Consider the following 18,170-nt stretch of genomic DNA (forward strand, 5'->3'; position numbering starts at 1 on the left):
CCATGAGAGCCGTGCTGGTCGTCGGCGAGTTCGTCGCGCTCTCCCTCGACACCGCCAGAGCCGGGCTCAAGCGCCCGTTCCACTGGCGCGAGACGCTGCACCAGGCGTGGTTCATCGTCACGGTCAGCGCGTTGCCGACCGCGCTGGTGGCCATCCCGTTCGGCGCGGTCCTGGCCCTGCAGGCGGGCAACCTGATCCGCCAGTTCGGCGCCCAGTCCTTCACCGGCGCGACGGCCGTGCTCGGCATCGTCCGCGAGGCGGGACCGGTGGTGACCGCCCTGATGGTCGCCGGCGCGGCGGGCAGCGCCATCTGCGCCGACCTGGGCGCGCGCAAGATCCGGGAGGAGATCGACGCGCTGGAGGTGCTGGGCGTCGACCCGCTGCACCGGCTCGCCGTCCCCAGGGTGGTGGCCTGTGCGCTGGTCGCGCCCCTGCTCAACGGCCTGGTCACCACGGTCGGGTTGGTGGCCAGCTACCTGTTCAACGTCGTCGCGCAGGGCGGCTCGCCCGGCGCCTACCTGCAGTCCTTCACCGCGCTCGCCGAGCCCTCGGACCTGTGGGTCGCCGAGCTCAAGGCGCTGGTCTTCGGCGCGAGCGCCGGGCTGATCGCCACCTACAAGGGCCTGACCGCCAAGGGCGGCCCGAAAGGCGTCGGCGAGGCGGTCAACCAGACGGTGGTCTTCTCGGCGCTGGTGCTGTTCGCGGAGAACTTCCTGATCAGCGCGATCCACGCCCGGACGGCGGCATGAACGAGCTGAGCCGGCAGGGCGAGTTCTACGCACGGGCGCTGGCCGGCCTCCCGGCGTCCGCGCGCTACCGCAAGGAGGTCGTGCGGCTCCTGGCCGAGGTGAGCCTGGGCACCGGCGGGCTGGCGGTGGTCGGCGGCACGGTGACGATCGTCGCCTTCATGACCTTCTTCACCGGCACCGAGGTCGGCCTGCAGGGGTATGCCGCGCTCGACCAGATCGGCACCGCCGCCTTCACCGGCTTCCTGTCCAGCTACGTCAACACCCGCGAGATCGCCCCGCTGGTCGCCGCGATCGGGCTGTCGGCCACGGTCGGCTCGGGCTTCACCGCGCAGCTCGGCGCGATGCGGATCAGCGACGAGATCGACGCGCTGGAGGTGATGGGCGTGCCCGCCCGGCCCTTCCTGGTGGGCACCCGGCTGATCGCCGGATTCGCCGCGATCATCCCGCTGTACGTGCTGGGCCTGCTGGCGTCCTACACCGCGACCAAGCTGATCGCGACCCGCTTCCACGACCAGTCGGCCGGCACCTACGAGCACTACTTCGGGCTCTTCCTCGTGCCCTACGACGTGCTGTGGTCCTTCGGCAAGGTGCTGATCTTCTCGGTGCTGGTCATCCTGATCCACTGCTACTACGGCTTCCACGCCTCCGGCGGCCCGGCCGGCGTGGGGGTGGCGGTGGGGCGGGCCGTACGGACCGCGCTGGTGGCGGTGAACGTGGCCAACGTCCTGCTCGGGCTGGCCATCTGGGGGACCACCACGACCGTGCGGGTGGCCGGATGAGACAGCACGTGTACGGCATCGCGCTGGCGACCGTCATCGCGGCCTTCGCCACCGGCACGATCGCGGTGTACGGCAAGGCCTTCTCCTCGGCGACCGAGGTGGTCCTCCGCACGCCGCGCGCCGGGCTGCAACTGGGCCCCCGGGCGGACGTGAAGGTCAGGGGCGTGCTGGTCGGCGAGGTGAGCGCGGTCACCGCCACCCCCGACGGCGCCGACCTGGTGCTCGCGCTCGACCACCCGGTGGACCGCGCCTCCACGGCGAGCCTGCGGCCCAAGACGTTGTTCGGCGAGAAGTACGTCGAGCTCACCCCGCCCGGCCGCCCGACCCGGCCGCTTCGCGAGGGCGAGACGATCACCGCCGCGAGCGCGCCCGTCGAGACCGGCCAGGTCCTCGACCGGCTCCTGCCGCTGCTGCGCGAGATCCACCCCGAACGGCTCAACGCCGCGCTCACCTCGCTGGCCACCGCGCTCGACAACCGGGGCGCACGGATCGGCGGCACGCTCGACCAGGCCGACGGCTACCTCCAGACCCTCGCGCCGCACCTCCCGGTGCTCCAGCGCGACCTCAGTCTGCTGGCCGACGTGGTCGGGCAGTACGGCGACGCCGCCCCCGACCTGCTGCGTTCCCTCGCCCACGGGGCGAAGCTGAGCGACGTGCTGACCGCGAACGAGGCGCAGCTCGACCGGCTCGGCACCGGCCTGACCCGCACCACGGGCAAGCTCGACCGGCTGCTCACCGAGAACGAGACCGGCCTGGCCGGGTTGCAGCACGTGTGGCGGCCGACGCTGGCGCTCGCGGCCCGTCACGCGGTCACCGTGCCCTGCGTCTTCCAGGGCATCGAGCGGCTGCAGCCGCGCCTCGACCGGGCCTTCGCCGGCGGGCGGCTGCGGGCGGTCATCGAGCTCGTCCGGCCGCGCCCGCCGTACCGGCCGGGGCGGGACGAGCCGCAGTACGCCGACCGGCGCGCGCCGAGCTGCCACGGCCTGCCGGGACGGGTGCCGGTGCCCTTCCCCGAACCGCGCTTCGCCGACGGGAGCCGGCGGTGAACCGGGCGGGCGGCACGCTCGCCGTGGCGCTGAAGCTGGGGCTGTTCGTGATGCTGACCGGCGCCTGCGTGGCGACGCTCGCGGTCACCATCTCGGGCGTGCGGTTCGTGGCCGCCACGACCTACCGCGCGGTGTTCACCGACGCGGGCGGCATCGCGCCGGGGGACGAGGTGCGCATCGCCGGTGTGCGGGTCGGCCGCGTCGAGACCGTCGCACTCGACGCGCGGGCCCGCGCCGAGGTCGCCTTCACCGTCCAGGAACGTCACCGGCTGCCCAGCGGGGTGGTCGCCGCGATCCGCTGGCGCGACCTGGCCGGCGGGCGCTACCTGGCCCTGTCCACCGGCCGGGGCGGACCCGGCCACCTCCCGCCGGAACGGCCGATCACCGACACCCGGCCCGCGCTGGACGTGCACGCGCTGTTCAACGGCTTCCGCCCGCTCCTGCGCGCGGTCGACCCCACGCAGGTCAACCGGCTGAGCTGGGAGATCGTCCAGGTGCTGCAGGGCGAGGGCGGGACGGTGGAGAGCCTGCTCGGCCACATCGGCTCGCTCACCGGCACGCTGGCCGACCGCGACGCCGTCATCGGCCGCGTGATCGACAACCTGACCGTCGTGCTGGGCGAGGTCGCCGGCCGGGAGCAGCAGTACGGCAAGCTCGTCGACGACCTGCACGCGCTGGTCGACGGCCTGGCCGGCGACCGGAAGGCGATCGGCGGCGCGCTGGAGTCGCTCGACCGGCTCACCGGGGTCACCGCGGGCTTCCTCGGCCGGGCCCGGCCCGACGTAAAGGCCGGTCTCGCGCACGCCGGGAACGTCCTGGAGCGGCTCGACGCCGACAGCGAGCTGGTCGAGCGGGCCATCCAGGAGCTGCCATTGCGGCTCAACCAGCTCACCCGGGCCTCCGCCTACGGCTCGTGGTTCAACTTCTACCTCTGCTCGCTCCAGGCCCCGCCGGCCGGAGTGCGGGCCGGGAACGCGAGCGCCCGATGTTCCGCCGGCTGAACCCGCGCCCGCTCGGCCTGGCCGCGCTCGCCGTCGCGGCGGCGCTGGTGGCGGCGGCACTCGGGCTCGGGAACTGGGCGGGCGGCTCGCCGTACACCGCCTACTTCGCCGAGTCGGCGGGGCTCAGGGCAGGGGAGCCGGTGCTGGTCGCCGGGGTGCGGGTGGGCTCGGTGCGCGCGGTCGAGCTCGACGGGGCGCGGGTGCGGGTGGACTTCCGCGCCGAGGGGGTGCGGCTGGGGTCGCTGACCCGGGCGCACATCCGGCCGGTCACGTTGCTCGGCGCGCACGCGCTGGTCCTCGAACCCGCCGGGCCCGGAGGGCTGGCCGCGCCCATCCCGATCGCGCGTACCAGCGTGCCGTACGAGCTGATGCCGGCGGTCGGCGACCTGGCCCGCACGGCCGCGAAGATCGACCCGGTGGCGCTGGAACGGGCCATGCGAGCGGTCAGCCAGACCCTCGACGGCTCCTCGGCCGAGATCGCCGCCGCGCTGAGCGGCCTGAGCCGCCTGTCCCGCACGGTCGCCGAGCGCGACGACCGGCTGCGGGAGCTGGTACGGCGAGGCCGCACGGTCACGAGCCTGGCCGCCGGGCGCACCGACCGGCTGCGCGACCTGGCCCGCGACGGCGACCTGCTGCTGCGCGAGCTCACCCACCGGCGCGCGGTCATCCACAGCCTGTTGACGAACACGCTCGCCCTGGCCGAGGAGGTGGACGGCCTGATCGCCGACAACCGGGCCGAACTCGCGCCCGCGCTGCGCGACCTGCGCCGCCTGGCCGCGCTGCTGCGCCGCAACGAGGCCGACCTCGACCGCTCGCTGAAGCTGCTGGTGCCCTTCACCCGGCAGTTCACCGACGTGACCGGCAACGGGCCGTGGTTCGACGCGATCATCCAGAACCTCGTGCCGTTGCCGGTCGCGCTGGAGCCGGACGCGACGCTCGGCGGACTGGTGCGATGAGGGCGGCCCTGGCGCTGGCGGCGCTCCTGACCGCCGCCGGCTGCGGATTCCAGGGCGTGGCGTCGCTGCCGCTGCCCGGCGGGGCCGACCTGGGCCCTAGGCCCCGCGAGGTCACGATCGAGTTCGCCGACGCCCTGGACCTGGTGCCGCGCTCCTCGTGCAAGGTCAACGACGTCACCGTGGGCGAGGTCGTCTCGGTCGAGCTGTCGGCGAGCTGGCACGCCGAGGTGGTCTGCGCGGTGCGCGGCGAGGTCGGCCTGCCCGTCGACAGCACCGCGGCCATCGCCCAGACCAGCCTGCTGGGTGAGAAGTACGTCCGCCTGGAGCCCGCGGGCCAGGGGCCGCCCGCCACCCGCATCCCGCTGGCGGCCACGACCGCCACCGCCGAGGTCGAGCAGGTGCTCGCCGCCGCCTCGACGGTGCTCAACGGCGGCGGGCTGGAGCAGCTCGCGACCATCAACGCCGAGCTGAACCAGGTGCTCGGCGGGCGCGCCACCCGGGTGCGCGGGCTGCTGCGGCGGCTCGACACCTTCGCCGCCGCGCTCGACGGCTCGAAGGGGGAGATCGTCCGGCTGCTCGACGGGCTCGACCGGCTGGCGGCCACGCTCGCCGCGCAGAAGCGGACGATCGCCGACGTGGCCACCCGCATCGGCCCGGCCGTGTCGCAGCTCCGGCGGCAGCGCGCCGAGCTCACCGGCCTGTTGCGCGGCCTCGACCGGCTTGGCCGGACCGCCACGCGGGTGCTGGAACGCTCGCACAAGGACACCCTGGCCAACCTCCGTGACCTGCGCACCGTGCTGGCCGACCTCGACCGCGCCGGGAGCAGCCTGGCCCGGGGGCTCGGGACGGCGCTCACCTTCCCGTTCCCGCCGTCGGCGACCGGCCTGCTCAGGGGCGACTACGGGAACGTGGACGTCACCCTCGACCTCTCGCCCGGCACCACCCTGGAGAACATCCGATGAACCGGCTCAAGCTGCTGCTCCTGGCGCTCGTCACGGTGGCGGCGGGCGCGTACACCGCGGTGGAGTACGCCGAGCTGGTGCCTCGCGGCTACCGGGTGGGGGTGGAGCTCGCCGAGGCGGGCGGGCTGTACGAGCGGGCCGAGGTGACCTACCGGGGGGTTCCGGTCGGGCGGGTGGAGGCGCTGGAGGTGACCGCAGACGGGGTGCGCGCGACGCTGCGGCTGGAGGCGCCGGTGCCGAAGGCGGGCGTGCGGGCGGTCGTCGCCAACCGGTCGGGGGTGGGGGAGCAGTACCTCGACCTGCAGCCCACGGGGGCGGCTCCGCCGTACCTGGAGGAGGGGGCGGTGATCGGGCGCGAGCGCACGCGGCTTCCGGTCAGCACCGCGAAGCTGCTGGGCGACGCCGAGGCGCTGCTGGCGTCGGTGGATCCGCACGACGTCGGCACGGTCGTCACCGAGCTGGAGCGGGCGATCGGCGGGCCGGAGCTGAGGCGGCTGATCGAGGCGGGTTCGGAGGTGGTGGACGCGGCGGCGGAGGTGGCGCCGGAGACGGTCGCGCTGATCCGCGACGGCGAGACGGTGCTGGAGACGCAGCGGGGTTTCGGCTGGAAAGAGTTCTCGCGTGACCTGGCCGAATTCACCGAGGCGGTGGAAACCGGAGCGGTGAATCGCGTCATTGATGGCGCTGTGTTGGTTTCTCCGCCGGTGGGTGGAATGGTGGACGACGTGCAGCCATTCTTGCGGCCTTTGGTGCGGAATGCGGTGATCGGTGGGCAGGTGTTTTCTGCCCGGGAGAGTGCTTTGCGGCAATTGTTGCTCGGGTATCCGGCGGGGGTCGCCGGCGCCTTCACCGTCGTCGGCGAGGACGGGCTGCATTTCGGTCTCAACCTGAACCTCAACGTGCCCCCGCCGTGCAAGGAGGGGTACGGCACGCCGTGGCGCCGCCCCCAGGACCTCTCGGTACGGCCTGCCGTACCCGACAGCCACTGCCGGGCGCCGGCGGGTGGGGCGACCGGGGTGCGTGGTGCGAGGAATGTGCCCGAAGCGGGCCCCACGCCCGGGATTCCAGGGTTGCGGGAGTGGCTGGGCGATTATGATCCCGTGACATGGCCCGACGGCTCCTGATCCCCGTGCTGGCGGTGCTGGTCGCGCTGCTGGGCGGAGCCGCGCTCTGGATCGGCGGGCAGGCGCGCGAGGCCCACGCCCGCGCCGACGACCGGCAGGCCGCGCTCGACGCGGCGGGCACGCACGCCATGAACCTGCTGGCGCTCAACCACTCGACCATCGACGCCGACATCAAGCGCATCCTGGACACCTCGACCGGAGCGGCCCGCACGGAGTTCTCGGCCAACGCGGCCCGGCTGAAGGAGACCACGCTGGCCAACAAGGTGGTGCAGACCGGGGTGCTCCGGGCGAGCGGCGTGGAGACCATCACCTCCGGTGAAGCCTCGGTCCTGGTGGTGGCGGACGCCGACATCCGCTGGGAGGGCTCCAAAGCCCCGCCGGAGAAGCGGCGCTTCCGCTGGGCCATGCAGCTCACGAAGATCGGCTCGGGCTGGCTGGTCTCCAAGGTGGTGCAGGTCTTGTGAGATGGGTCCTCACGGGGGTGCTCGGGCTGGCCGCGCTGGCGCTGGCCGCGGCGGTGCTGGTCATGGGCCTCGACCTGCGGCGGCTCGACCAGGCGGAGGCGGCGGGCAAGGAGGCGCTCGCCGCCGCGCGGGCGGTCGCACCGGACCTGCTGTCCTACAACTACCGGACCATCGAGCAGGATCTGGAGCGCGCCGCCGAGCACACCACGGGCGAGCTCACCAAGCACTACCGCGAGCTGCGCAACGGGCCCTTCGCCGGCCAGCGGCGCGCCGAGCAGAAGGTCCAGCAGACGACCGTCGTGCGCGCCGCCGTGGAGCGCGCCGGGCCCGACCGGGTGGAGGTGCTCGTCTTCGTGGACATGGGCATCGCGACCGGAGGCCGCCAGGAGTTCCGACAGAACCGGGCGCGGCTGGTCATGGTGCGCGAGGACGCCCGCTGGCTGGTCGCGGAGCTGTCCACGCTGATCGGCAAGGCCTGAGACACGGGCGCGTCGCGTACTGCAATTGTTATTAAAATCGAGGTTTGGCGAAGCCTTCGCCGCGGGTAGATCAGTCACAGTTCCACCGGGGTTCCACCTTGGGTGTGACGCTGCGTTAGCCGACTCCGATCGCGGGTATCGTCTGGGGCCTGACGGTAGGCGTAGTGTCACTCAGGGAAGAAATCCCAGCGTCCAGGGCATGAAACACGCGAAAGTCGGGCTCACGGGCTTGACGTTTGCGCCCGGACGGGCGATGCTGCGAGCAACGTGGAGCATGCAGCGAGAGTGGACTGGACAGGCGTGTGCCGATCGGCTACACTGCCCCTTTGCGCTGCCCTTTGACGACCCGCCTGCTTTGCTCACAGAGCGAGGTTGTCTGGCGTGCGTGTAGTCAGTCCGCCGCGAGCCCTCGGAAGGACATCTGTTGGCAGCCTCGCGCAACGCCTCCGCCGTATCCGGTCCCCGTCGCGTCACCTTTGCGCGCATCCAGGAGCCCCTTGGGGTTCCCGACCTTCTGGCCCTGCAAACCGAATCGTTCGACTGGTTGCTTGGCAACGAGAAGTGGAAGGCCCGGGTCGAGGCGGCTCGCCAGGCCGGGCGAAAGGACGTCCCGACCCAGTCGGGTCTCGAAGAGATTTTCGAAGAGATCAGTCCCATCGAGGACTTCTCGGGGACCATGTCCTTGTCGTTCCGCGACCACCGGTTCGAGCCGCCGAAGTACTCCGTTGAGGAGTGCAAAGACAAGGACATGACCTACTCCGCCCCCATGTTCGTCACGGCGGAGTTCATCAACAACGAGACAGGTGAGATCAAGAGCCAGACGGTGTTCATGGGCGACTTCCCGCTCATGACCCCGAAGGGCACCTTCATCATCAACGGCACCGAGCGTGTCGTGGTTTCCCAGCTGGTCCGCTCGCCGGGCGTCTACTTCGACCGCAGCGTCGACAAGACCTCCGACAAGGACCTGTTCGGCTGCCGGGTCATCCCCTCGCGCGGGGCCTGGCTCGAGTTCGAGATCGACAAGCGCGACAGCGTCGGTGTGCGCATCGACCGCAAGCGCAAGCAGGCCGTCACCGTGCTTCTCAAGGCACTGGGATGGACCAACGAGCAGATTCTCGAGCGCTTCGGCCAGTACGAGTCCATGCGCGCCACCCTGGAGAAGGACCACACGGCCGGCCAGGAAGACGCGCTGCTCGACATCTACCGCAAGCTGCGCCCGGGCGAGCCGCCGACCAAGGAGTCGGCGCAGACCCTGCTGGAGAACCTCTACTTCAACCCGAAGCGGTACGACCTGGCCAAGGTCGGTCGTTACAAGATCAACAAGAAGCTCGGGGTCGACTCCGAGATCACCCAGGGCACGCTGACCGAAGAGGACATCGTCGCCACCATCGAGTACATCGTCCGCCTCCACGCGGGCGAGGAGTCGATGCAGGGCGCCGAGGGCCGTGACGTCATCGTCGAGACCGACGACATCGACCACTTCGGCAACCGTCGTCTCCGCAGCGTCGGCGAGCTCATCCAGAACCAGGTCCGCCTGGGCCTGGCCCGTATGGAGCGCGTCGTCCGCGAGCGGATGACCACGCAGGACGTCGAGGCCATCACGCCGCAGACCCTGATCAACATCCGCCCGGTCGTGGCGTCGATCAAGGAGTTCTTCGGCACCTCCCAGCTCTCCCAGTTCATGGACCAGACCAACCCGCTGGCCGGCCTGACGCACAAGCGGCGTCTGTCCGCGCTGGGCCCCGGCGGTCTGTCCCGTGAGCGGGCCGGCTTCGAGGTCCGAGACGTGCACCCCTCGCACTACGGCCGCATGTGCCCGATCGAGACGCCGGAAGGCCCGAACATCGGTCTGATCGGCTCGCTCGCCTCCTACGGGCGGATCAACGCCTTCGGCTTCGTCGAGACGCCGTACCGCAAGGTCGTCGACGGCAAGGTGACCGACCAGATCGACTACCTCACCGCCGACGAGGAGGACCGCTTCGTCAAGGCGCAGGCCAACACGGTGCTCAACGCCGACGGCACCTTCGCCGAGGACCGCGTCCTCGTCCGCACCAAGGGCGGCGAGACCGAACTCGCCCGCGCCTCCGAGGTGGACTACATCGACGTGTCGCCGCGCCAGATGGTGTCGGTCGCCACGGCGATGATCCCCTTCCTCGAGCACGACGACGCCAACCGCGCGCTCATGGGCTCCAACATGCAGCGCCAGTCGGTCCCGCTGCTTCGCAGCGAGGCCCCGCTGGTCGGCACCGGCATGGAGTACCGCGCCGCCACCGACGCCGGTGACGTCATCACCGCGGAGAAGGCCGGCGTGGTCGAGGAGGTCTCCGCCGACTACGTCACCGTGATGAACGACGACGGCACCCGGATCACCTACCGCGTCGCCAAGTTCAAGCGCTCCAACCAGGGCACCTCGTTCAACCAGAAGCCCATCGTCGCCGAGGGCGACCGCATCGAGGTCGGTCAGGTCGTCGCCGACGGCCCCTGCACCGACATGGGCGAGATGGCGCTCGGCAAGAACCTTCTCGTGGCGTTCATGCCGTGGGAGGGCCACAACTACGAGGACGCGATCATCCTCTCCCAGCGTCTGGTGCAGGACGACGTCCTCTCCTCGATCCACATCGAGGAGCACGAGGTCGACGCCCGCGACACCAAGCTGGGCCCCGAGGAGATCACCCGCGACATCCCCAACGTCTCGGAGGAGGTCCTCGCCGACCTCGACGAGCGCGGCATCATCCGGATCGGCGCCGAGGTCGTGCCCGGCGACATCCTGGTCGGCAAGGTCACGCCCAAGGGCGAGACCGAGCTGACCCCGGAGGAGCGCCTGCTCCGTGCGATCTTCGGCGAGAAGGCCCGCGAGGTCCGCGACACCTCCCTGAAGGTGCCGCACGGCGAGTCCGGCAAGGTCATCGGCGTGCGCGTCTTCAGCCGCGAGGAGGGCGACGAGCTTCCCCCCGGTGTCAACGAGCTGGTCCGCGTCTACGTGGCCCAGAAGCGTAAGATCACCGACGGTGACAAGCTCGCCGGCCGTCACGGCAACAAGGGCGTCATCTCCAAGATCCTGCCCGTCGAGGACATGCCGTTCCTCGAGGACGGCACGCCGGTCGACATCATCCTCAACCCGCTCGGTGTGCCCGGCCGTATGAACGTCGGCCAGGTTCTCGAGACCCACCTCGGCTGGATCGCGGCCCGGGGCTGGGACGTCACGGGGATCAAGGAGGCGTGGGCCGAGCGGCTCACCGAGGCCGGCTTCGGCGAGATCGAGCCCTTCACCAACGTGGCCACGCCCGTCTTCGACGGCGCCCACGAGGAGGAGATCGTCGGTCTGCTCAAGAACACCCTGCCCAACCGCGACGGCGACCGCATGGTCCAGGAGACCGGTAAGGCCAAGCTGTTCGACGGCCGCTCCGGCGAGCCGTTCCCGTACCCGATCTCGGTCGGCTACATCTACATCCTCAAGCTGCTGCACCTGGTCGACGACAAGATCCACGCGCGTTCGACCGGCCCGTACTCGATGATCACCCAGCAGCCGCTGGGCGGTAAGGCGCAGTTCGGTGGCCAGCGCTTCGGTGAGATGGAGGTGTGGGCGCTCGAGGCGTACGGCGCGGCCTACGCGCTGCAGGAGCTGCTCACCATCAAGTCCGACGACGTCCTCGGCCGCGTGAAGGTCTACGAGGCCATCGTCAAGGGCGAGAACATCCCCGAGCCCGGCATCCCCGAGTCCTTCAAGGTCCTCATCAAGGAAATGCAGTCGCTGTGCCTGAACGTCGAGGTGCTCTCCAGCGACGGCATGTCCATCGAGATGCGGGACACGGACGAGGATGTCTTCCGCGCAGCGGAAGAGCTCGGCATCGATCTGGCAAGGCGTCCCAATGAGGGCGCGATGTCCGTCGACGAGGTCTGATCAAAAAGGGGAATCAAGTGCTCGACGTCAATTTCTTCGACGAGCTACGCATTGGCCTCGCCACTGCCGACGACATCCGCCAGTGGTCGCACGGCGAGGTGAAGAAGCCGGAGACCATCAACTACCGGACTCTCAAGCCGGAAAAGGACGGACTCTTCTGCGAGAAGATCTTCGGCCCGACCCGCGACTGGGAGTGCTACTGCGGCAAGTACAAGCGCGTCCGCTTCAAGGGCATCATCTGTGAGCGCTGCGGCGTCGAGGTCACTCGCGCCAAGGTGCGTCGTGAGCGGATGGGCCACATCGAGCTGGCCGCGCCCGTCACGCACATCTGGTACTTCAAGGGCGTGCCCTCGCGCTTGGGCTACCTGCTCGACCTGGCCCCGAAGGACCTCGAGAAGGTCATCTACTTCGCGGCCTACATGATCACGCAGGTCGACACCGAGATGCGTGAGCGTGACCTGCCCTCGCTGGAGGCCAAGGTCTCCGTCGAGCGGCAGCACATCGAGCAGCGCCGTGACGCCGACATCGAGTCGCGCCAGAAGAAGCTCGAGTCCGACCTGGCCGAGCTCGAGGCGGCCGGCGCCAAGGGCGACCAGCGCCGCAAGGTGCGTGAGGGCGCCGAGCGCGAGATGCGTCAGCTTCGCGACCGCGCCCAGCGTGAGCTCGACCGCCTCGACGAGGTGTGGAGCCGGTTCAAGAACCTCAAGGTCCAGGACCTCGAGGGCGACGAGATGCTCTACCGCGAGATGCGCGACCGCTTCGGCCGCTACTTCAAGGGCGGCATGGGCGCGCAGGCGATCCAGGAGCGTCTGGTCAGCTTCGACCTCGACGCCGAGGCCGAGAACCTGCGCGAGACCATCCGCTCGGGCAAGGGCCAGAAGAAGGCCCGCGCCCTCAAGCGGCTCAAGGTCGTGTCGGCGTTCCTGAACACCACCAACTCGCCCAAGGGCATGGTGCTCGACTGCATCCCGGTCATCCCGCCGGACCTGCGCCCGATGGTGCAGCTCGACGGTGGCCGGTTCGCGACCTCCGACCTCAACGACCTCTACCGTCGTGTGATCAACCGGAACAACCGTCTCAAGCGTCTCCTCGACCTCGGCGCGCCCGAGATCATCGTGAACAACGAGAAGCGGATGCTCCAGGAGGCCGTCGACTCCCTGTTCGACAACGGCCGTCGTGGCCGCCCGGTGACGGGCCCCGGCAACCGGCCGCTGAAGTCCCTCAGCGACATGCTGAAGGGCAAGCAGGGCCGGTTCCGCCAGAACCTGCTGGGCAAGCGAGTCGACTACTCCGGTCGTTCGGTCATCGTCGTCGGCCCGCAGCTCAAGCTGCACCAGTGCGGTCTGCCCAAGCAGATGGCGCTGGAGCTGTTCAAGCCGTTCGTGATGAAGCGTCTGGTCGACCTCAACCACGCCCAGAACATCAAGTCGGCCAAGCGGATGGTCGAGCGGGCCAAGCCGGTCGTGTGGGACGTCCTCGAAGAGGTCATCACCGAGCACCCGGTGCTGCTCAACCGTGCGCCCACGCTGCACCGTCTGGGCATCCAGGCGTTCGAGCCGCAGCTCGTCGAGGGCAAGGCCATCCAGATCCACCCGCTCGTCTGCACCGCGTTCAACGCGGACTTCGACGGTGACCAGATGGCCGTGCACCTGCCGCTGTCGGCCGAGGCCCAGGCCGAGGCCCGCATCCTGATGCTCTCGACCAACAACATCCTCAAGCCGGCCGACGGCAAGCCCGTGACGATGCCCACCCAGGACATGGTCATCGGCCTCTACTGGCTGACCACGCAGAAGGACGGCGCGATCGGCGAGGGCCGCGTGTTCGGCTCGGTGGCCGAGGCGCAGATGGCCTTCGACCGGCGCGAGCTGGAGATCCAGGCCAAGATCCAGATCCGGATGAAGGACGTCCTGCCCCCGCGCGAGTGGGTGGCCCCGGACGGCTGGGAGCCCGGTGACCCGATCCGCCTGGAGACGACCTTCGGACGCCTGCTGTTCAACGACACGCTCCCGGCGTCCTACCCGTACGTCAACTTCCAGATCGGCAAGAAGCAGCTCTCCTCGATCGTGAACGAGCTGGCCGAGACCTACCCCAAGGTCGAAGTGGCCACCGCGCTCGACGCGCTCAAGGACGCAGGCTTCCGCTGGGCCACCCGTTCGGGTGTCACGATCTCCATCGAGGACGTCGTGGCGCCGCCGAACAAGGCCCAGATCATGGAGAACTACGAGCGCCGGGCGGACAAGGTCCAGCGCGAGTACGAGCGTGGTCTGATCACCGACGAGGAGCGCCGTCAGGAGCTCATCGAGATCTGGACCCACGCCACCGCGGACGTCGAGACCGACATGGTCAACGCGTTCCCGGCCACCAACCCCGTGTGGATGATGGTCAACTCCGGTGCGCGTGGTAACAAGATGCAGGTGCGGCAGATCGCCGGTATCCGTGGTCTGGTGTCCAACACCAAGGGTGAGACCATCCCGCGGCCGATCAAGGCCTCCTTCCGCGAGGGCCTGTCGGTGCTGGAGTACTTCATCTCCACCCACGGTCAGCGAAAGGGTCTGGCCGACACCGCGCTCCGTACCGCCGACTCGGGTTACCTGACCCGTCGTCTGGTGGACGTGGCGCAGGACGTCATCGTGCGTGAGATCGACTGCGGCACCGACCGCGCGGTCCCGCTGCACGTCGGCGAGCGGGACGTGTCCGGCAACCTGGTCAAGGCGGAGAACGCCGAGTCCAACGTGCACGGCCGCATCCTCGCCGAGGACGTCGAGGTCGACGGCAAGGTCATCGTGCCGGCCGGTGTCGACATCAACGACAACCACGTCACCGCGCTGGTCGAGGCGGGCATCGAGACCGTCCGCACCCGCTCCGCGCTGGTGTGCGAGGCCAAGATCGGTGTCTGCGCGACCTGCTACGGCCGCTCGCTGGCCACCGGCAAGCTCGTCGACGTCGGCGAGGCGGTCGGCATCATCGCCGCCCAGTCGATCGGTGAGCCTGGCACCCAGCTGACGATGCGGACCTTCCACACCGGTGGTGTGGCGGGCGCCGACATCACCCACGGTCTGCCCCGTGTCCAGGAGCTCTTCGAGGCGCGTATCCCCAAGGGTGTCGCGCCGATCTCGGAGGCCTCCGGCCGCGTGCGGATCGACGAGACCGACAAGACCCGCAAGGTCGTCATCACTCCCGACGACGGCTCCGAAGAGGTCGCCTACCCGGTCTCGATGCGGTCGCGGCTGCTCGTCTCCGAGGGTCAGCCCGTCCAGGTGGGCCAGCAGCTCATCGCCGGTGCGGTCAACCCCAACGAGGTGCTGCGCATCCTCGGCCCGCGTGCGGTCCAGCTCCACCTGGTCGCCGAGGTCCAGCAGGTGTACCGCTCGCAGGGTGTGTCGATCCACGACAAGCACATCGAGATCATCGTTCGGCAGATGCTGAAGCGGGTCAACGTGCTGGAGTCGGGTGACACCGACCTCCTGCCCGGTGAGCTGGTCGAGCGTCCGCGCTTCGAGCAGATGAACCGCGAGACCGTCGCCGAGGGTGGCTCGCCCGCCTCCGGCCGTCCGGTGCTCATGGGTATCACCAAGGCGTCGCTGGCCACCGAGTCGTGGCTGTCGGCGGCCTCCTTCCAGGAGACCACCAGGGTCCTGACCGACGCGGCGATCCACGCCAAGTCGGACTCGCTCCTGGGCCTGAAGGAGAACGTGATCATCGGTAAGCTCATCCCGGCCGGTACGGGCATGCCCCAGTACCGCAACGTGCGGGTCGAGCCGACCGAGGAGGCCAAGGCGGCCATGTACACCGTCGGCGGGTACGACGGGTCCGCGGCCGACTACACCTTCGGCACCGGCAGCGGCGAGGCCGTTCCGCTGGAGGAGTACGACTTCGGGCAGTACAACCGGTAGGTCTGATCGGCTGGGGTTCCGGCTGACAGCTTTGAAGAGCGCCCAAGGGGTTTCCCTTGGGCGCTCTTCCGTTTTCTGCTGTCAACGGCGTGGTCCCTCGCCCTGCGGGCTCGGGCTCCGCCTTGTGGGGGGCCGCCTTCGTCGTCCCCCCACACCCCCCGATGGGAGGGGCCTACCGGCCCCTCGCGCTCCCCGGGAGTGGGGCTGCTTCGGGAGGAGGGGCAGTGGGGCTCGTCAGGATCGGAGCCGTTGAGACGGCCTGTGCGGAGCCGCCAGAGGGGACACCGGCCTGCCTAGGACGGGGCGCCTCAGAGTTGCCTGGCCTGGCCACGAGCTACGGGGAAAGGCGTGGCCGTGCTCACCGCCCAAGTGGGGGCCTAAACCGGCACGCGGCGCAACTCGGCGGGGGCCATCGAGGCCACCAGGCCCCATGCGGGACGGCCGCATAAGGATGACGGCGGGGACGGCGTGGCGGTTGGGGAGCCACGCCGTCCCCGGTGGGAGGGGGTGGGTGCTGAGCCGTACTCGAAGAGAGGGGGTCAGCGGAGGATGGGCTTCTCGCGGGGGAACGGGCGGGGCCTCAGGGCGGCGCGGGGCTTGGTGGCCTCGGTTTCGGCGCGGCCGGTGCGGGGGCGGGGGCGGACGGGGGTCTCCCGGGGCGGCTTGACGGAGGGCGGGCGGACCGAGGGCGGGGTGGGCGGGGTGAAGACCCGGGTGGGACGCGGCAGGAGGTAGCCCTGGCAGTCGCTACGGCCGCCGCTGGTGAGCCAGTAGCTGCCGGCACTGGCGGCGCCGATGTCGAGCTTGGGGTCGATGGTGGTCCAGTCCGGGCAGCGCAGGCCGGGGTAGGTCTGGGCGTCACGGACGGGGGCGCCGGCGGGACGGCCCTCGGTGACGCACCAGACGAACCGGGCGCTCCGGGCACGGGTGTCCGGGGTGCGGTAGTCGGCCAGGGTGCTGACCACGTACGCCAGCCGGGCCTGGTCACGGGCGGACAGCGCCTGACGGGCCCCGGCCGAGCCGGCGGGGACGAGCGGGGCCTCGCCACAGGCGTCAAGGTCGTGGTTGAGGCAGAAGACCCACGTGGGGGCGACGGGCTTGCCGTCGGGCCCCAGGTGCGTGGCGCACATGGGGGTGCCGCGGAATGAGCCCTGGGCGGGCGGCGGGGCGGCCAGGTACGGGTTGACGACGCCCTCGTTGTTGGTGATCAACGCCAGCTTGCCGCCGCTCAGCCAGGCCGGGTCGATGCGCACGGTGGGCGGGGTGCCGGGGCGCGTGGTGTCGGAGTCGCAGGCCACGACGGTGTACGGCGCGCGGGCCGCGGGCCCGCCGGGCACGAGGTCCGTCAGGTCACCGAAGGTCGGTACGGCAAGCAGGGCCGCCAGCACAATCTTGCTCATGGTGGGCATGGTGGCACCGACGGTGACGACCGCGGGCCGATCAGACGGTATGCGGAGGGCGCCTGGGGCAGTTCATGACCCGTCGCGGCCCGAAGCCCCTGACGAGGTGCCCGCCGGGAGGCCCGATTTCCTCGGTGAAAACCGGTCGGGAGATGTCGAGGGTACGGGTAGACTGGGCGAGGGTCTCATAGCGGCCGGGTTAAGCGCCGGTCGCCCCACACGACACGAAGTTGCGGCCGTCCCGGCGGCGGTCGAGGAAACGCGGCCGTTTTGACGTGCCGCGCTGGGCTGGGTAGTCTTGCCCTTCGTGCCCGTGGGTTCATGGGCCTTCACGCATGCGCGCTGAACATCTCGTGAGAGATGGGGGCCGCGGCGTGGTCCTCCCCCGGTTGATCGACCGCGAGGGGTGTGGCTCTGAAGAGCGCGACACGCCCGACCGCGTGGGTCGAAGCGGGGGAGAAAACAGCAGGTCATGACACCGGCAGTGCCTGCGAAATGCTCGACCAGCGAAAGCTGGACATTCGTATTACCGGCCAAAGCACGAAATGGAGTGGCAGTGCCCACTATCCAGCAGTTGGTCCGAAAGGGCCGGCAGGACAAGGTCTCCAAGACCAAGACTCCTGCCCTCAAGGGGAGTCCGCAGCGACGCGGCGTCTGCCAGCGCGTCTACACGACCACGCCCAAGAAGCCGAACTCGGCTCTGCGCAAGGTGGCTCGTGTTCGCCTCACCAACGGCATCGAGGTCACGGCTTACATCCCCGGTGTGGGTCACAACCTCCAGGAGCACTCGATCGTGCTCGTGCGTGGCGGTCGTGTGAAGGACCTGCCGGGTGTTCGCTACAAGATCATCCGCGGCACGCTCGACACCCAGGGTGTCAAGAACCGCAAGCAGGCTCGTTCCCGTTACGGCGCGAAGTTGGAGAAGAAGAAGTAATGCCTCGTAAGGGTTCTCCTGGCCGCCGCCAGCTCATGGCCGACCCGGTCTACAGCTCGCCGCTGGTCACCGCGCTGATCAACAAGGTCCTGCTCGACGGCAAGCGCTCGATCGCTCAGTCGATCGTCTACGGCGCCCTCGAGGGCTGCCGTGACAAGACCGGCAACGACCCGGTCGTCACGCTGAAGCGCGCGCTCGACAACGTCAAGCCGACCCTCGAGGTCCGCAGCCGCCGTGTCGGTGGCGCGACCTACCAGGTCCCGGTCGAGGTTCGCGCCTCCCGCAGCACCACTCTGGCGCTGCGCTGGCTGGTGCAGTACTCCCGGGCCCGCCGCGAGAAGACCATGACCGAGCGCCTCATGAACGAGCTCCTCGACGCCAGCAACGGCCTCGGGGCGAGCGTCAAGAAGCGCGAGGACACCCACAAGATGGCCGAGTCCAACAAGGCCTTCGCCCACTACCGCTGGTAACAGCGGTTACGA

At 70.1% G+C, this 18,170-nt stretch carries 14 protein-coding genes; 13 read left to right on the forward strand and 1 reads right to left on the reverse strand.

From position 1 onward, the window contains the following. Window positions 1–2: 2 nt before the first annotated feature. The 11 genes from AB0I67_RS01280 to AB0I67_RS01330 all read left to right on the forward strand — a co-directional run bounded on the left by AB0I67_RS01280 (window position 3) and on the right by AB0I67_RS01330 (window position 15,354). Window positions 3–749: an ABC transporter permease gene (locus tag AB0I67_RS01280; RefSeq protein WP_357915711.1), complete on the forward strand. Its 747-nt coding sequence runs from the start codon at window positions 3–5 to the stop codon at window positions 747–749. Further along, a complete protein-coding gene (locus tag AB0I67_RS01285) occupies window positions 746–1,528 on the forward strand; it encodes an ABC transporter permease (RefSeq protein WP_357915714.1) in 783 nt (260 codons plus the stop codon). Before AB0I67_RS01280 ends, AB0I67_RS01285 begins: the two co-directional genes overlap by 4 nt. After that, window positions 1,525–2,574, forward strand: coding sequence for an MCE family protein (locus AB0I67_RS01290; protein WP_357915717.1), 1,050 nt, complete (start codon window positions 1,525–1,527; stop codon window positions 2,572–2,574). The genes AB0I67_RS01285 and AB0I67_RS01290 overlap by 4 nt, the downstream gene beginning before the upstream one ends. Then, window positions 2,571–3,575 carry an MCE family protein gene (locus AB0I67_RS01295; protein ID WP_357915720.1) on the forward strand — a complete coding sequence of 335 codons (1,005 nt, stop codon included), beginning with the start codon at window positions 2,571–2,573 and terminating at the stop codon, window positions 3,573–3,575. Before AB0I67_RS01290 ends, AB0I67_RS01295 begins: the two co-directional genes overlap by 4 nt. Then, on the forward strand, window positions 3,560–4,531 hold the full coding sequence (locus tag AB0I67_RS01300; RefSeq protein WP_357915723.1) for an MCE family protein: 972 nt from the start codon (window positions 3,560–3,562) through the stop codon (window positions 4,529–4,531). Before AB0I67_RS01295 ends, AB0I67_RS01300 begins: the two co-directional genes overlap by 16 nt. Next, a complete protein-coding gene (locus tag AB0I67_RS01305) occupies window positions 4,528–5,493 on the forward strand; it encodes an MCE family protein (RefSeq protein WP_357915726.1) in 966 nt (321 codons plus the stop codon). Before AB0I67_RS01300 ends, AB0I67_RS01305 begins: the two co-directional genes overlap by 4 nt. Next, a complete protein-coding gene (locus AB0I67_RS01310; protein WP_357915729.1) occupies window positions 5,490–6,617 on the forward strand; it encodes an MlaD family protein in 1,128 nt (375 codons plus the stop codon). Before AB0I67_RS01305 ends, AB0I67_RS01310 begins: the two co-directional genes overlap by 4 nt. Beyond that, the gene (locus tag AB0I67_RS01315; RefSeq protein WP_357915732.1) at window positions 6,599–7,081 is read left to right on the forward strand and encodes a hypothetical protein; all 483 of its coding nucleotides are present in this window, start codon (window positions 6,599–6,601) and stop codon (window positions 7,079–7,081) included. The genes AB0I67_RS01310 and AB0I67_RS01315 overlap by 19 nt, the downstream gene beginning before the upstream one ends. Next, window positions 7,078–7,560: a hypothetical protein gene (locus tag AB0I67_RS01320; protein WP_357915735.1), complete on the forward strand. Its 483-nt coding sequence runs from the start codon at window positions 7,078–7,080 to the stop codon at window positions 7,558–7,560. The genes AB0I67_RS01315 and AB0I67_RS01320 overlap by 4 nt, the downstream gene beginning before the upstream one ends. A 424-nt stretch (window positions 7,561–7,984) precedes the next feature. Continuing rightward, window positions 7,985–11,461: a DNA-directed RNA polymerase subunit beta gene (rpoB, locus tag AB0I67_RS01325; protein ID WP_357915738.1), complete on the forward strand. Its 3,477-nt coding sequence runs from the start codon at window positions 7,985–7,987 to the stop codon at window positions 11,459–11,461. A 17-nt stretch (window positions 11,462–11,478) separates the two neighbouring features. Then, on the forward strand, window positions 11,479–15,354 hold the full coding sequence (locus AB0I67_RS01330) for a DNA-directed RNA polymerase subunit beta' (protein ID WP_357915741.1): 3,876 nt from the start codon (window positions 11,479–11,481) through the stop codon (window positions 15,352–15,354). A gap of 539 nt (window positions 15,355–15,893) precedes the next feature. On the opposite strand, the gene AB0I67_RS01335 is transcribed toward AB0I67_RS01330, so the two are convergent. Beyond that, a complete protein-coding gene (locus AB0I67_RS01335) occupies window positions 15,894–16,754 on the reverse strand; it encodes a hypothetical protein (protein ID WP_357915744.1) in 861 nt (286 codons plus the stop codon). A gap of 556 nt (window positions 16,755–17,310) precedes the next feature. Between AB0I67_RS01335 and rpsL the strand changes: the two genes are divergently transcribed. Both rpsL and rpsG read left to right on the forward strand, forming a co-directional pair. Continuing rightward, window positions 17,311–17,688, forward strand: a complete 378-nt coding sequence (rpsL, locus tag AB0I67_RS01340) for a 30S ribosomal protein S12 (RefSeq protein ID WP_181615864.1) — start codon at window positions 17,311–17,313, stop codon at window positions 17,686–17,688. Then, complete coding sequence (gene rpsG, locus AB0I67_RS01345; protein WP_181615865.1) at window positions 17,688–18,158, forward strand: 30S ribosomal protein S7; 471 nt, start codon at window positions 17,688–17,690, stop codon at window positions 18,156–18,158. The genes rpsL and rpsG overlap by 1 nt, the downstream gene beginning before the upstream one ends. Window positions 18,159–18,170 lie beyond the last annotated feature (12 nt).

The organism is Nonomuraea sp. NPDC050310, assembly GCF_040655795.1.
Lineage (GTDB): Bacteria > Actinomycetota > Actinomycetes > Streptosporangiales > Streptosporangiaceae > Nonomuraea.